Origin of the sequence: Mesorhizobium sp. LMG17149, from assembly GCF_024518695.1 — a bacterium.
In the GTDB taxonomy this organism is placed as follows: Bacteria; Pseudomonadota; Alphaproteobacteria; order Rhizobiales; family Rhizobiaceae; genus Mesorhizobium.
Window position 1 is genome coordinate 310,550 of record NZ_JANIFL010000003.1, and the last position, 14,502, is coordinate 325,051.

At 62.9% G+C, this 14,502-nt stretch carries 12 protein-coding genes; 8 read left to right on the plus strand and 4 right to left on the minus strand.

Translation table 11 applies throughout. The features are described from left to right. Positions 1-5: 5 nt before the first annotated feature. Positions 6-1,100, plus strand: a complete 1,095-nt coding sequence (locus NP945_RS07695) for an ABC transporter ATP-binding protein (RefSeq protein WP_127807907.1) — start codon at positions 6-8, stop codon at positions 1,098-1,100. A gap of 35 nt (positions 1,101-1,135) precedes the next feature. After that, positions 1,136-3,163: an aldo/keto reductase gene (locus NP945_RS07700; protein ID WP_256745997.1), complete on the plus strand. Its 2,028-nt coding sequence runs from the start codon at positions 1,136-1,138 to the stop codon at positions 3,161-3,163. Between the two features lie 27 nt (positions 3,164-3,190). Here the strand turns inward: NP945_RS07700 and NP945_RS07705 are convergent, their stop codons facing one another. Continuing rightward, a complete protein-coding gene (locus tag NP945_RS07705) occupies positions 3,191-4,066 on the minus strand; it encodes an AraC family transcriptional regulator (protein ID WP_256745998.1) in 876 nt (291 codons plus the stop codon). Positions 4,067-4,313: 247 nt separating this feature from the next. Between NP945_RS07705 and NP945_RS07710 the strand changes: the two genes are divergently transcribed. The 6 genes from NP945_RS07710 (at position 4,314) to NP945_RS07735 (ending at position 13,355) form a co-directional block, all read left to right on the plus strand. Continuing rightward, the gene (locus NP945_RS07710) at positions 4,314-5,780 is read left to right on the plus strand and encodes an alpha-glucosidase/alpha-galactosidase (RefSeq protein ID WP_256745999.1); all 1,467 of its coding nucleotides are present in this window, start codon (positions 4,314-4,316) and stop codon (positions 5,778-5,780) included. A gap of 160 nt (positions 5,781-5,940) precedes the next feature. Then, positions 5,941-8,025, plus strand: coding sequence for an ABC transporter substrate-binding protein (locus NP945_RS07715; protein ID WP_256746000.1), 2,085 nt, complete (start codon positions 5,941-5,943; stop codon positions 8,023-8,025). A 111-nt stretch (positions 8,026-8,136) separates the two neighbouring features. Beyond that, complete coding sequence (locus NP945_RS07720) at positions 8,137-9,144, plus strand: ABC transporter permease (protein WP_256746001.1); 1,008 nt, start codon at positions 8,137-8,139, stop codon at positions 9,142-9,144. A gap of 1 nt (position 9,145) precedes the next feature. Next, positions 9,146-10,285 carry an ABC transporter permease gene (locus NP945_RS07725; RefSeq protein ID WP_127319546.1) on the plus strand — a complete coding sequence of 380 codons (1,140 nt, stop codon included), beginning with the start codon at positions 9,146-9,148 and terminating at the stop codon, positions 10,283-10,285. 9 nt (positions 10,286-10,294) lie between these two features. Beyond that, positions 10,295-11,962, plus strand: coding sequence for an ABC transporter ATP-binding protein (locus NP945_RS07730; RefSeq protein ID WP_256746002.1), 1,668 nt, complete (start codon positions 10,295-10,297; stop codon positions 11,960-11,962). A 19-nt stretch (positions 11,963-11,981) separates the two neighbouring features. Continuing rightward, a complete protein-coding gene (locus NP945_RS07735) occupies positions 11,982-13,355 on the plus strand; it encodes an alpha-glucosidase/alpha-galactosidase (RefSeq protein ID WP_256746003.1) in 1,374 nt (457 codons plus the stop codon). Between the two features lie 15 nt (positions 13,356-13,370). Here the strand turns inward: NP945_RS07735 and yacG are convergent, their stop codons facing one another. The 3 genes from yacG to infA are packed head-to-tail and all read right to left on the minus strand — an operon-like array spanning position 13,371 to position 14,434. Then, positions 13,371-13,568 carry a DNA gyrase inhibitor YacG gene (yacG, locus tag NP945_RS07740; protein WP_127269085.1) on the minus strand — a complete coding sequence of 66 codons (198 nt, stop codon included), beginning with the start codon at positions 13,566-13,568 and terminating at the stop codon, positions 13,371-13,373. Then, the gene (locus NP945_RS07745) at positions 13,565-14,194 is read right to left on the minus strand and encodes a Maf-like protein (protein ID WP_127319552.1); all 630 of its coding nucleotides are present in this window, start codon (positions 14,192-14,194) and stop codon (positions 13,565-13,567) included. The genes yacG and NP945_RS07745 overlap by 4 nt, the downstream gene beginning before the upstream one ends. Before the next feature lie 21 nt (positions 14,195-14,215). Beyond that, positions 14,216-14,434: a translation initiation factor IF-1 gene (gene infA / locus NP945_RS07750; RefSeq protein ID WP_006200926.1), complete on the minus strand. Its 219-nt coding sequence runs from the start codon at positions 14,432-14,434 to the stop codon at positions 14,216-14,218. Positions 14,435-14,502: the final 68 nt, after the last annotated feature.

Below are 14,502 nucleotides of genomic sequence, written 5' to 3' on the forward strand. Positions count from 1 at the left end.
GCAGCATGGCAACGGTCACGCTCAACAATGTCGTCAAGCGCTTCGGTGTCTTCGAGGTCGTCCATGGCGCCAGCATCGACATCAAGGACGGCGAGTTCGTCGTCTTCGTCGGGCCCTCCGGCTGCGGAAAATCGACGCTGCTCAGGATGATCGCCGGGCTCGAGGACATCAGCGGCGGCGAGATCGCCATCGGCGGCAAGGTGGTCAACGATGTCGAGCCGGCCGACCGCGGCATCGCCATGGTGTTCCAGTCCTACGCGCTCTATCCGCATATGAGCGTCGAACAGAACCTCTCTTTCGGCTTGCGTATGACCGGCAATCCAAAGGCCGACACCGAACGGCGGGTGAAGCGGGCGGCCGAGATCCTGCGCATCAGCGAATTGATGGACAGGCGCCCGAAAAAACTCTCCGGCGGACAGCGCCAGCGCGTCGCCATCGGCCGCGCCATCGTGCGCGAACCGCAGGTGTTCCTGTTCGACGAGCCGCTCTCCAACCTCGACGCCGAATTGCGCGTCCAGATGCGCGTCGAGATCTCCCGGCTGCACAAGGAGCTCGGCACGACAATGATCTATGTCACGCACGACCAGACCGAGGCGATGACGCTCGCCGACAGGATCGTCGTGATGCGCGCCGGCCATATCGAGCAGATCGGCCGGCCGCTCGATCTCTACGACAACCCCGACAATCAGTTCGTCGCGGGCTTTGTCGGCTCGCCGAAGATGAACTTCATCAAGGGCCGGGTCGTCGGGCACGATGCGCGTGGTGTCGTGGTCGAGCTGGCGGGTCAGGAGAAGACCTGCATCACGCAACCGCTGACCGGCGCTGCACCTGAAATGGGCAGCCCAAAAATCGGCAGCAAGGTCATTGTCGGCGTGCGGCCCGAACATTTCGGCAATGCCGGAGAGGGCGACGCCGACCTCGTGGTTGCCATCGACGTGGTCGAGCACCTGGGCGGCACAAGTTTCCTCTACGCCAGAACGGCCAACGGTGACGACGTGGTGATCCAGCGCGACGCGACGAAGGTTCCCGACACATCAGAGATCACCGTTTCCATCCGCAAATCCTACCTGTTCGACGAAAAAGGACTGCGGCTGCGCTGACCGCCGGCCCTTTCCAGCCTTCAAGGAGAATGACAATGACTGCAACCACGCCCATTCGCTGGGGCATCCTCGGCCCGGGCAGCATCGCCCAGTCCTTTGCCGGTGGCGTGGCCTCTTCGCGCACCGGAAAGCTGGTCGCCATCGGCGCGCGAAATCCCGCCAAGCCCGGCCTCGCCGAGAGTTTTCCCGGCGCCCGCATTCTCGACGGCTACGACGCGCTGCTCGCCGATCCCGACATCGATGCCATCTACATTTCGATACCGCATCCCGGTCATGCGCAATGGGCGATCAAGGCGGCCGAGGCCGGAAAGCATGTGCTGTGCGAAAAGCCGCTTGCGCTGACCGCCTTCGAAGCCGACGCCATAATGCACGCCGCACGCAAGGCCGGCACATTCCTCGGCGAAGCCTTCATGTACCGGCTGCACCCGCAGACGCTGAAGCTGGTGGACCTGATCAGGTCCGGTGTCATCGGCGACATCAGGATGATCAAATCGAGCTTCGGCTTCGCCATGCCGGGCTTCATGCCGCAGCACCGGCTCTATGCCAACGATCTCGCCGGCGGCGGCATTCTCGACGTTGGCGGCTATCCCGTCTCGATGGTGCGGCTGATTGCCGGCGCGGCAGTGGGACAGCCCTTCAGCGAGCCGGACAAGGTGGTCGGCACCGCCCATCTGGGCCAGTCCGGCGTCGACGAATGGGCGTCCGCGCTGCTGCATTTCCCAGGCGGCATTGTCGCCGAAGTCTCCTGCAGCATTTCGCTCAACCAGGACAATGTGCTGCGCATCTTGGGCACAAAGGGCCGCATCGAAGTGCCGGACTTCTGGTTCGCCGGCGGTAACCGCGACGTCGGCCTCGGCCGGATCGACATCATCGCATCCACCGGCGCGCGCGAGACCATTAGCGTCGAAGAGAAGCGCCATGTCTATTCCTTCGAGGTCGACGCAGCCGGCGAGGCCATCCGCGCCGGCGGCCAAGAATTCGCCTGGCCTGGCATGGCATGGGCGGAAAGCCTCGGCACCTTGCGTGTGCTGGACAAATGGCGGGCGGCCGCCGGCCTCGAATACGGGATCGAGAAAGCCGCGCAGCGTACCAACACCATCTCCGGCCGGCCTTTGCGGTCCGGCGGCACGGCGATCGCCAAGCGCACCATTCCCGGCCTGTCGAAGCCGGCATCGGTGGTGGCGCTCGGCTTCGAGGATTTCCGTACCTTTTCCTCAGGCTCGATCCTGCTCGATGCCTTTTTCGAGGCCGGCGGCAATCTCTTCGACACCGGCTATGTCTATGGCGGGGGCTATACCGAGAAGCTGCTTGGCGAGTGGTTGAAAAACCGTGGCGTGCGCGCGCAATCGGTGGTCATCGCCAAGGGCGCGCATTCGCCGCTCTGCTATCCCGATGTGATCGGCAAGCAGCTCGACCAGACGCTCGAACGCCTGCAGACCGATCATGTCGATGTCTATTTCATGCACCGCGACAATCCCGATGTGCCGGTCGGCGAATTCGTCGATGCGATGGATCGTGAGGTCAAGGCCGGCCGCATCCGCGGCCCGTTCGGCGGCTCGAACTGGACGATGGAACGCATGGATGAGGCGATCGCCTATGCCGAACGCACCGGCAAGCAAAAGCCTGGCGCGCTGTCCAACAATTTCTCGCTGGCTGAAATGCTGGAGCCGATCTGGGCAGGCTGCGTCACGTCCTCCACGGATCCATGGAAGGCCTGGCTGACATCCAGGCAGATGCCGAACTTCGCCTGGTCGAGCCAGGGGCGTGGCTTCTTCACCCATCGCGCAGGTCGGGACAAGCAAGACAATGAGGAACTGGTGCGGGTCTGGTACTCCGAGCGGAATTTCGGCCGCCGCGACCGGGCGGTCGAACTTGCCGCGAGACTGGGCAAGAGCCCGATTCATATTGCGCTGGCCTATGTGCTCGCTCAGCCCTTCCCATCCATCCCGCTGATCGGGCCACGCACGCTGGATGAGCTGGACGACAGCCTGCGCGCTCTCGACATCACGCTGTCGCAAGCCGATCTCGAATGGCTGGATGGCGGCAGTCGGCGCGCTGCCTAGCTGGCTGCCTTTTTAACCGTCGCGGCGTCAGGTCTCGTCATCAGGCGCCCTGACGCCACGCCTGGCCGGTGTCCGCAAATTGGCATACATGCCGGTGGTGCGGAATTGGCTCGGCGTGATGCCGTAGCAGCGGCGGAAGACTTTTGAAAAATAGTTCGCGTCCTCGAAGCCGCACAGGATGGCGACCTCCTTCACCGGCAGAAAATCCGCCTTGGTCAGCAGCTTCGCCGCGCGTTGCAGACGCTGCTGCAGCACGAACTCGGCAGGCGGCAAGCCTTCGCTTTCAGCAAAACAGCGTGAGAAATGGGCCCGGCTGAGGCCGCTGATCTGGACCAGGTCCGCCACCGGCAGCGGCCCGTCGAGATTGGCATTGATGTGATCGATGACCGGCTGCATGGCGCTCTGTTTTTCGGCAAAGGCATGGGAGCCGAAGACATCGTCATAGAGCGCCATCGCAGCCTCATAGGCGACCGCCGAAGCAGCACCCGGCGAAGCGGCGCCTTTGATCAGGCGCAGGCTGCAATCGGCAAGATGATCGATCGTCGCCGGCTGCAGCCGAAATACCGGACCGGAGACGCTGAGGATCGACTTGTGGATGCGCAGCGCCTCCTCGCCGTTCATCGAAATCCAGAAATATTCCCAGCGCTCATCCCCGGCCAGCCAGTAGCGGTGGTTGTGCGGCACCAGCACCAGCAATGTGTCGTTCTTCTGCAGGCGGTAATTGCGGTTCTCGTAGCGCAGCCGGCCGGTTCCGCTGATCGTGTGCTGGAGCACGGTGAACGGTGTCTGGCCGCGCTTTCGCCCATCCCAGTCGTAGATCTCGTCCTCGCGCACTTCATAGCCCGTGCTCGTCGGCATGGCATGCAGACGCTGGCGGCCGCGCGGCAGCGAGATCGTACGCATGGACTGTCCGTTGTCTATCAAATCCTGCAGCACAAAATTACCCTTGAAAGCATAATCCTTCTCTGGTCGCGCTCGCGAATAAGCGCATAATCGCCGTCGAAAAGCGAGAGAGATCCGCAGTCGAGGAGCGGACAGGGAGGTTGGCGAGCCGGATTCCGGCTTGTCCTGCACACATGCCACGGCATGTGGCAACAGCTTCCCATTGTCATTCCTTGCCTGCAATTCGAAATGGAATGAGGTGCGGCTGATGAGTTTCAAAATCGCTATCATCGGTGCCGGAAGCGTCGGCTTCACCAAGAAATTGTTCACCGACATCCTCTGCGTGCCCGAATTCAAGGACATCGAATTCGCGCTGACCGATGTCAGCGAGCACAACCTTCAGATGATCAAGGCGATCCTCGACAGGATCGTCGAGGCAAACAGGTTGCCGACCAGGGTGACGGCGACGACCGACCGCCGCAAGGCGCTCGAAGGCGCACGCTACGTCATCAGTTGCGTGCGGGTCGGCGGTCTCGAAGCCTATGCCGACGATATCCGCATTCCCCTGAAATACGGCATCGACCAATGCGTCGGCGATACGATCTGCGCCGGCGGCATTCTCTATGGACAGCGCAACATCCCGGTGATCCTGGATTTCTGCAAGGACATGCGCGAGGTCGCCGAGACGAACGTCAAATTCCTGAACTACGCCAACCCGATGGCGATGAACACCTGGGCGGCGATCGAATACGGCAAGGTCGACACTGTCGGGCTCTGCCACGGCGTCCAGCACGGCGCCGAACAGATCGCCGAGGTGCTGGGCGCCAAGTCCACGCAGGAACTCGACTATGTCTGTTCCGGCATCAACCACCAGACCTGGTTCATCGACCTGCGCCTGAACGGCCGCCCCATTGGCAAGGACGAACTGGTGGCTGCCTTCGAGGCGCATCCGGTCTATTCGCAGCAGGAGAAACTGCGCATCGACGTTCTGAAGCGCTTCGGCGTCTACTCGACCGAAAGCAACGGCCATCTTTCCGAATATCTGCCCTGGTACCGCAAACGTCCCGACGAGATCACGCGCTGGATCGATATGTCCGACTGGATTCACGGCGAGACAGGCGGCTATCTCCGCTACTCCACCGAAACCCGCAACTGGTTCGAGACGGAATATCCGCAGTTCCTCGAAGCGGCGTCAAAGCCGATCGACCGGGCGAAGCGCTCCAACGAGCATGCCAGCCACATATTGGAGGCGCTGGAGACCAACCGGGTCTATCGCGGCCACTTCAACGTCAAGAACAATGGCGTGATCGCCAACCTGCCGCAGGATGCCATCATCGAGTCGCCCGGCTTCGTCGACCGTTTCGGCATCAACATGGCCGCCGGCATCACCCTGCCGGAAGCCTGCGCCGCCACTTGCATCGCCTCGATCAATGTCCAGCGCATGTCGGTGCATGCCGCTATATCAGGCGACATCGATCTTCTGAAGCTCGCCGTGCTGCACGACCCGCTGGTCGGCGCGGTTTCGACGCCGGAAGAGGTCTGGCAAATGGTCGACGAAATGGTCGTCGCCCAGGCGGCCTGGCTGCCGCAATATGCCCATGCGGTTCCGGCAGCCAGGGAGCGGCTGTCGACATCTCAGGTGAAGACCCGCGAGTGGGCGGGCGCCGCACGGCGCAGCGTTCGCTCGATCGAGGAATTGCGCGCCGAAAAAGCCGCGCTGAAGCAAGCCGGCTGAGACGAGCCGGCTGAGACGGGCCGGCTGAGACGGGCCGGCTGGAAATTCATGCGGTGATGGTGGATCCATGGGAGGCGGATCCACTGCCACGACACCGTTTGAATTCGAGGAGAGGCGGAGCGGGTGCAAACGCTCCGGACAAACAAGAGGGAGAGAGACCGTGAGGAATTTCCGCAATATCGGCCTTGCTGCCGGACTGACGCTGAGCGTCTCGGTCTCGGCACTCGGTGCTTACGCTTCCGAACCGACGGTTCCGCCGGCGCCGACACCGTTTCCCGCCGAAGGCAAGATCAACTATGTCGCGCGAGACTCGATCCTGGAGTTCAAGGCGCTCCCCGAATATCACGAGCCCGACTGGGTCACCGAGAAATACGTCAAGACCGGCAAGCTGCCGCCGGTGAAAGACAGGCTGCCGAAGGAGCCGCTGGTCTTCAAGAAGGGCAACATGCAGGACGGCATCGGGGTCTATGGCGATACGATGCGCCACGTCATCGGCGGGCGGCCGGAAGGCTGGAACTACGGCGCCGGTCAGACGCAAGGCTGGGGCGGCATCGACATCGGCCTTTCCGAATGCCTGACGCGCACCGCGCCGCTGTTCCAGGTCGAGGCCAAGGATACCGAGCCGCTGCCGAACCTGGCCAGGAGCTGGGATTGGTCGAGCGATGGCCACAAGCTGACCATGCACCTCATCGAAGGAGCGAAGTGGTCGGACGGCGTGCCGTTCAATGCAGACGACGTCATGTTCTACTGGGACGACGAGGTGGTCGATCCCAACGTCTCGCCGCTGAACGGCGCCACGCCGGAAACCTTCGGCGTCGGCACGACGCTGAAGAAGATCGACGACTACACCGTCGAATGGACCTTCAAGGACGCCTTCCCGAAGCAGTACCTGTATGCGATGGCCTACGGCACCTTCTGTCCTGGCCCCGCGCACATCCTGAAGCCCCACCATCCGAAATATTCGAAGAACACCTACGATCAGTTCAAGAATGCCTTTCCGCCGGAATTCATGAACATGCCGGTGATGGGCGGCTGGGTGCCGGTCGAATACCGGCCGGACGACATCATCGTCATGCGCCGCAACCCCTACTACTGGAAGGTCGACGAAAAGGGCAACCAACTGCCCTATCTCAACGAACTGCACTACAAGCTGTCGACCTGGGCCGATCGCGATGTGCAGGCGGTTGCCGGCGCAGCCGACTTCTCCAATCTGGAGCAGCCGGAAAACTTCGTCGCCTCGCTGAAGCGTGCGGCGGAGGCGAATGCGCCCGCACGCCTGGCCTTCGGGCCGCGGCTCATCGGCTACAATCTGCGCTTTAATTTTTCCGCCAATGGCTGGGGCAATCCGGACGAACGCGGCCAGGCGATCCGCGAGCTGAACCGCAACGAGGATTTCCGCAAGGCCGTCACCATGGCGCTCGACCGCAAGGCGCTCGGTGACTCGCTGGTCAAGGGGCCGTTCACCGCCATCTATCCCGGCGGCCTCTCGTCAGGAACCAGCTTCTACGACCGCGCTTCGACGGTCTACTACCCCTTCGACCTTGAGGGCGCCAAGGCGGAACTCGCCAAGGCCGGCCTCAAGGATACGGATGGCGACGGCTTCGTGAATTTCCCTTCCGGTACCGCCGGCGGCAAGAATGTCGAGATCGTGATGCTGGTCAACAACGACTACACGACCGACAAGAGCCTTGCCGAAGGCGTCGTCGCCCAGATGGAAAAGCTCGGGCTTCGGGTCGTGCTCAATGGCCTCAACGGCACCCAGCGCGACGCTTCCCAATATTCGGGCCGCTTCGATTGGCTGGTCCGGCGCAACGAACAGGAACTGACGTCGGTGGTGCAGAACACCGTGCAGCTTGCCCCGGTCGGCCCGCGCACCAGCTGGGACCATCGGGCGCCGGAGAACGGCGAGGTCGATGTGATGCCGTTCGAAAAGGATCTCGTCGATATCGTCAACAAGTTCGTCTCGACGCAGGACAACGACCAGCGTGCCAGCCTGATGAAACAATTCCAGAAGATCTCGACGGAGCACGTCTACAATGTCGGCCTGACGGAATATCCCGGCGCGCTGATCGTCAACAAGCGCTTCTCGAACATTCCGCAGGGCACGCCGATCTTCATGTTCAACTGGGCCGAGGATTCGATCATCCGCGAACGGGTCTTTGTCGCGGCCGACAAGCAGGCGAAATACGAATTGTTCCCCGAGGAGTTGCCCGGCAAACCCGGAGAGAAGGGGCCGATGAATTAGGTTTACCTCCCTGACTGAGAGACCTCCGGCCGCGCCGCTGGCGCGGCCGGACAAACCAACCTCCGGACGCAACCAAGGGCGCGATCGGCGAGACAAGGAAACGAACCGTCCATGCTGCGATTCCTGCTCACGCGCATAGCGTCGGCAATCCCGGTCCTCGCCATTTTGAGCCTGGCCACCTTTGCCATCATCCAGGCGCCGCCGGGCGATTATGCCGACTACATCCGCTCGCAGGCGATCAACCAGGGTGGAGCCTCCTTCGCCGAGGCCGACGCGCAAGCAAGGGCCTATCGTATCGAGCATGGTCTCGATAAGCCGCTGCCTCTCCAGTATCTCAACTGGATCGGTGGCATCGTCACCCGAGGCGATTTCGGCTACAGCCTCTACTACAACAAACCGGTCGCCGACGTGGTCGGAGAGCGCCTGCCGCGCACCCTCCTCCTGGCGCTGGTTTGCCATCTGCTGGCCTCGGTGCTGGGCATCACATTCGGCATATGGGCGGCGACAAGGCAATACACCTGGATCGACTCGACACTGTCGGCCATCTCTTTTCTCGGCATGACTGTGCCGCGCTTCCTGATGGCGCTGATCATCGTCTATCTCCTGGTGTTCCAGTTCAACGTGTCGGAGATCGGCTCATTCTTCTCGCCGCAATATGGTGGCGCGCCGTGGTCGTGGGCCAAATTCGTCGACCTGGTCAAGCATGTCTGGCCGGTGGTGGCGATCGCGACTTTCGGCGGCCTCGCCTACAATATGCGCGTCATGCGCGGCAATCTGCTCGATACGCTGAACGCGCAATATGTCGAGACGGCAAGGGCCAAGGGGCTGACGGGTGCCGCCGTCGTCATGCGCCACGCCGTGCCCAACGCGCTGCATCCGCTCATCATGTATCAGGGTGTGGTGCTGCCCTATATGCTGACCGGCGAGATCGAGACCGCGATCATCTTCGCGCTGCCGACGGTCGGCCCGGCGATCGTCGGCTCCATGGCTGTCGGCGACGTCTATGTCACCGCCACCCTCATGATGGTGCTGTCGGCGACGCTGATCGTCGGCAACATCATCGCCGACATGCTGCTCGTCCTGCTCGATCCGCGCGTGCGCCAGTTCGGGGAGCGCTGAGATGCTGGCGCGCGATCCATCACCTCCACCGCTGCCGGCCGAAGGTCCCATCGTCGCCAAACCGGCGCGCGGCAACGAAAGCTATATCGCGCTTGTCTGGCGCCGGCTGAAGCGCTCCTGGACCGGCATGGCCGGGCTCTGGCTCGTCGTGCTGCTGCTGTTGATGGCCGTGTTCGCCGAGTTCATCGCGCCAATGGACCCGAAGGTCACGGATGTCGGCTTCGCTCCGCCGCAGGTGCCTGTTTTCCATGACAGAGACGGCGGTTTCACCGCACGGCCGAGGGTCTATGCGCTGGCCGATTCGGCGGACCTCGATCCGGTCACTTTTCAGCCCGTCGTCGGTCCCGACTACGACCATCCAAGGCTGCTTGGTTTCTTCGTGCATGGCGCGCCCTACAAGCTGTTCGGGCTGCTGCCGGCGGACCGGCATCTGTTCGGCTCGCTGGACGGCCAGCCGGTGCATTTCCTGGGCACCGACAAGTTCGGCCGTGACGTGCTGTCGCGCGCCATCCATGGCTCGCGCGTCTCGCTGATGATCGCGCTGACGGTCGTCTTCATCATCACCGTCATCGGCACCACCGTCGGCATGGTCTCCGGCTATTTTGGCGGCAGGTTCGATGTCTGGATGCAGCGCTTCGTCGAACTGGTGCTCGCCTTCCCGCAGCTGCCGCTCTATCTGGCGCTGACGACGCTGATCCCGGTCACCGCTCCCACCAACGTCTTCCTGGCTTTCGTCATCATCGTCATGTCGGCCTTGGGCTGGGCGCAGATGTCGCGCGAGGTGCGCGGCAAGACGCTGGCGCTGGCGCGGATCGAGTATGTGCGCGCCGCCATGGCGGTCGGCGCCACCGACCGGCGCATCATCATGCAGCACATCTTCCCCAATGTGATGAGTCATGTGATCGTCGCCGTGACGCTGGCGATCCCGACCGTGGTGCTGCTCGAATCCTTCCTCGGTTTCCTCGGCTTCGCCGTCAAGCCGCCGCTGATCTCGTGGGGTCTGATGCTGCAGGACACCGCGACCTATTCCGTCATCGGCACCTATCCCTGGATCCTGTCGCCGGTCGGTTTCGTGCTCGTCACCGTCTTTGCCTTCAACGCGCTGGGCGACGGCCTGCGTGACGCCGTCGACCCTTATTGAGGTGCTGAGATGACCGTCGCGCTCGCCGAATCCTTCGCACCAACCGTCCGTCACGACCATGACGGACGCCAGGGCCAGCCGATCATCGATGCCCGCAACGTCGCCGTGGCCTTCAAGGTCGAGCATGGCGTCGTCGACGCGGTCAAGGACATCTCGTTTCAGCTCTATCGCGGCGAGACGATCGCCATCGTTGGTGAATCCGGTTCGGGCAAGTCGGTGACGGCGCGCACCGTCATGGGCCTTCTGTCGCGGCGCGCCACCGTGTCCCCCGGATCGAGCGTCTGCTATGACGGGCAAAACATCCTGAAATTTCCCGAGAGCGCCCGGCGCAAGCTGCGCGGCAACCGCATCTCGATGATCTTCCAGGAGCCGATGAGCTCGCTCAACCCGATCTATACGGTCGGCAGCCAGATCGTCGAGGCGATCCGGGTGCATCGCAAAGTCAGCCGCAAGCAGGCCTGGGCGCGCGCACTGGAACTTCTGCAGCATGTGCAGATTCCCGATCCTGCCGCGCGGCTCAAGCAATACCCGCACCAGCTATCGGGCGGGCAGCGTCAGCGGGTGATGATCGCCATGGCGCTGGCCAACAATCCCGATGTGCTGATCGCCGATGAGCCGACCACAGCGCTCGATGTCACCGTCCAGGCGCAGATCCTGAACCTGATCCGCAGCCTGCAGAAAGAGCTGCGCATGGCGGTGATCCTGATCACCCACGACCTGACCGTGGTGCGCCAGTTCTCCGACTACGTCTATGTCATGCAGCATGGCGAAATGTGCGAGCACAACGTCACCGAACGGCTGTTCGCCAACCCACAGCACCCCTATACGAGACGGCTGCTGGCTTCAGAGCCGCATGGGCAGCCGAAACCCCTTCCGGAGGGCTGCGGCACCATCCTCGAGGCGAGCGGCGTGCACGTCTCATTCATGCTGCGCCACGGCACCTTCCTGAAGCCGGACTGGCGAGAACTGGTCGCCGTCGACGATCTCGGCCTGAAACTCTGTCGCCATGAGACGCTGGGGCTGGTCGGCGAATCCGGCTCCGGCAAGACCACCTTCGGCCAGGCCTTGCTCCGCTTGATCGACGCCAAGCGCGGCGAGATCCATTTCGACGGCAAGCCGATCCATGGCCTGTCGCGCGCCGAGATGCGGCCGCTGCGCTCGCGCATGCAGATCGTCTTCCAGGATCCGTTTTCCTCGCTCAACCCGCGCATGACGATCGGCCAGATCATCGAGGAAGGGCTGATCGTCAACAGCATAGGGGCGACGCGGCGCGAGCGGGTCGAACGGGTGCGCGACGCGCTGGTCAGCGCCGGCATGCCGGGCGATATACTGTCGCGGTTTCCGCATGAATTCTCCGGCGGCCAGCGGCAGCGCATCGCCATCGCCCGCGCCATAGCGCTCGAACCCGAATTCATCCTGCTCGACGAGCCGACATCGGCGCTCGACCTCTCCGTCCAGGCGCAGATCATTGACCTCCTGCGCAAGCTGCAGGACGAGCGCGGCCTCAGCTACCTCTTCATCTCGCACGACCTCAAGGTGGTGCGCGCGCTGTGCCACCGCGTGATCGTCATGCAGAACGGCAAGATCGTCGAGCAGGGTCCCGTCGACGACGTCCTGTCCAATCCCAAGACCGCCTACACCGAACGGCTCGTCAGGGCCGCTTTCGACGTGGCCTGAACATATGCCGGAGGTTAGCATGGCAAGGAATCCCAAGATCACGTTCATCGGCGCCGGCTCGACGGTGTTCATGAAGAACATTGTCGGCGACGTGCTGCAGCGCCCGTCGCTTTCGGGCGCGACGATCGCGCTGATGGACATCAATCCGCAGCGGCTGGAAGAGAGCGCCATCGTCGTCAACAAGCTGATCGCGACGCTCGGCGTCAAGGCGAAGACCGAGACCCATTCGGACCAGCGCAAGGCGCTGGCCGACGCCGATTTCGTCGTCGTCGCCTTCCAGATCGGCGGCTATGAGCCCTGCACGGTCACCGACTTCGAGGTGCCGAAGAAATACGGCCTGCGCCAGACGATCGCCGACACGCTGGGCGTCGGCGGCATCATGCGGGGCCTCCGGACCGTGCCGCATCTGTGGAAGGTGTGTGAAGATATGCTCGCCGTCTGCCCGCAGGCGATCATGCTGCAATATGTCAACCCGATGGCGATCAACACCTGGGCGATATCGGAGAAATATCCCGACATCAGGCAGGTCGGCCTCTGCCATTCGGTGCAGGGCACGGCGATGGAACTGGCTGAAGACCTCGACCTTCCCTACGAAGACATCCGCTATCGCTCGGCCGGCATCAACCACATGGCGTTCTACCTGAAGTTCGAGCATCGCCAGCCGGACGGTTCCTACCGCGACCTCTACCCAGATCTCGTGCGCGCCTATCGCGAAGGCCGCGCGCCCAAGCCCGGCTGGAACCCGCGCTGCCCCAACAAGGTGCGCTACGAGATGCTGACCCGGCTCGGCTATTTCGTCACTGAGAGCTCGGAACATTTCGCCGAATACACGCCCTATTTCATCAAGGAAGGGCGCCCCGACCTGATCGAGAAGTACGGCATCCCGCTGGATGAGTATCCCAAGCGCTGCATCGAACAGATCGAGCGCTGGAAGGGACAGGCTGAGGCCTATCGCTCGGCCGATCGCATCGAAGTCGAGCAATCCAAGGAATATGCCTCGTCGATCATGAATTCGGTCTGGACCGGCGAACCCTCGGTGATCTACGGCAATGTCCGCAACAATGGCTGCATCACCTCGCTGCCCCGGGATTGCGCCGCCGAAGTGCCGTGCCTGGTCGATGCTTCCGGCATCCAGCCGACCTACATCGGCGAGTTGCCGCCGCAATTGACCGCGCTGATGCGCACCAACATCAACGTGCAGGAACTGACGGTGCGGGCGCTGATGACGGAAAACCGCGAGCACATCTATCATGCGGCGATGATGGACCCGCACACATCAGCCGAACTCGATCTCGACCAGATCTGGTCCCTGGTCGATGATCTCCTGGCCGCCCACGGTGACTGGCTGCCTGCCTGGGCGCGGACGAACCGCAAGAGCGAGGCCGCCGCCTGATCGGCGGCGCCCGGCTCATTTCGAATCGTCGGGGTCCGTTTCTTCCTCGTCGTCGCGAGCCTTGATGACGTAAGCGCCCTTCAGCCAGCGATTGAGGTCGATGTCCTTGCAGCGCGTCGAGCAGAACGGGAAGGTGTCGCGCGCCGAGGGCTTGCCGCATTCGGGGCAGGGGCGCTTCGGGCGCAAGGGCGTGACTTTGGGATCGGAATTCACAGCCGGGGTCCCGCCAGCCAGCCGCCATGCACCTTGAAGCCCTCGCCGCTCAACAGCGCGACGGTCTCATAGAGCGGCAGGCCAACGATATTGGTGTAGGAGCCGACCAGCTTGACGACGAAAGCGCCGGCGAGGCCCTGGACGGCGTAACCACCCGCTTTACCGCGCCATTCGCCCGAGGCGACATAGGCGTCAATCTCTTCGCGCGGCAGCCGCTTGAAACGCACCCGCGTCTCGACCAGCCGTTGGCGCAGCTTGCCACCCGGGGTGATCAGGCAGATGCCGGAATAGACCCGGTGCGAACGGCCCGACAACAGCCCGAGGCAGTTGGCGGCGTCGTCGAGGGTTTCCGCCTTGGGCAGGATGCGCCGCCCGACGGCAACCACCGTGTCGGCGGCCAGCACGAAACCCGGCGCGTAGTCGGCTTCGGTCTGCAGCGAGGCGAACGCCTTCTCGGCCTTTTCCCTCGACAGCCGTTTGGCCAGCGAGCGCGGATGCTCGGCACGCAGCGGCGTTTCGTCGACATCGGCCGGCAGCACGCGGTCTGGCTCGATGCCGGCCTGCTGCAAAAGCTCGATCCGGCGCGGCGAACCCGAGGCAAGCACCAGCTTCTGCAAAATGCTCATCGCGGACCAGTCGGGCTTTGCTTACTTGAAACGATAGGTGATGCGGCCCTTGGTCAGGTCGTATGGCGTCATCTCGACCAGAACCTTGTCGCCGGTCAGCACGCGGATGCGGTTCTTGCGCATGCGGCCGGCCGTATGGGCGATGATTTCGTGTTCGTTTTCGAGCTTTACCCGGAACATCGCGTTCGGCAACAATTCCGTCACGACACCCGGAAACTCGAGGACTTCTTCCTTCGGCATTCGATACCTTTGCTTGGATGGTAGTTCCAGCACCCTGGCCGGAATTTCGGCGGAACCTATATGATAAT

Excerpts from the sequence above, each read along its gene's own strand:
- NP945_RS07700 (WP_256745997.1), top strand. The coding sequence starts at position 1,136 with ATGACTGCAACCACGCCCATTCGCTGGGGCATCCTCGGCCCGGGCAGC.
- NP945_RS07725 (WP_127319546.1), top strand. The coding sequence starts at position 9,146 with ATGCTGGCGCGCGATCCATCACCTCCACCGCTGCCGGCCGAAGGTCCC.
- NP945_RS07745 (WP_127319552.1), bottom strand. The coding sequence starts at position 14,194 with ATGAGCATTTTGCAGAAGCTGGTGCTTGCCTCGGGTTCGCCGCGCCGG.
- NP945_RS07720 (WP_256746001.1), top strand. The coding sequence starts at position 8,137 with ATGCTGCGATTCCTGCTCACGCGCATAGCGTCGGCAATCCCGGTCCTC.
- NP945_RS07735 (WP_256746003.1), top strand. The coding sequence starts at position 11,982 with ATGGCAAGGAATCCCAAGATCACGTTCATCGGCGCCGGCTCGACGGTG.
- NP945_RS07730 (WP_256746002.1), top strand. The coding sequence starts at position 10,295 with ATGACCGTCGCGCTCGCCGAATCCTTCGCACCAACCGTCCGTCACGAC.
- NP945_RS07695 (WP_127807907.1), top strand. The coding sequence starts at position 6 with ATGGCAACGGTCACGCTCAACAATGTCGTCAAGCGCTTCGGTGTCTTC.
- NP945_RS07705 (WP_256745998.1), bottom strand. The coding sequence starts at position 4,066 with ATGCGTACGATCTCGCTGCCGCGCGGCCGCCAGCGTCTGCATGCCATG.
- infA (WP_006200926.1), bottom strand. The coding sequence starts at position 14,434 with ATGCCGAAGGAAGAAGTCCTCGAGTTTCCGGGTGTCGTGACGGAATTG.
- NP945_RS07710 (WP_256745999.1), top strand. The coding sequence starts at position 4,314 with ATGAGTTTCAAAATCGCTATCATCGGTGCCGGAAGCGTCGGCTTCACC.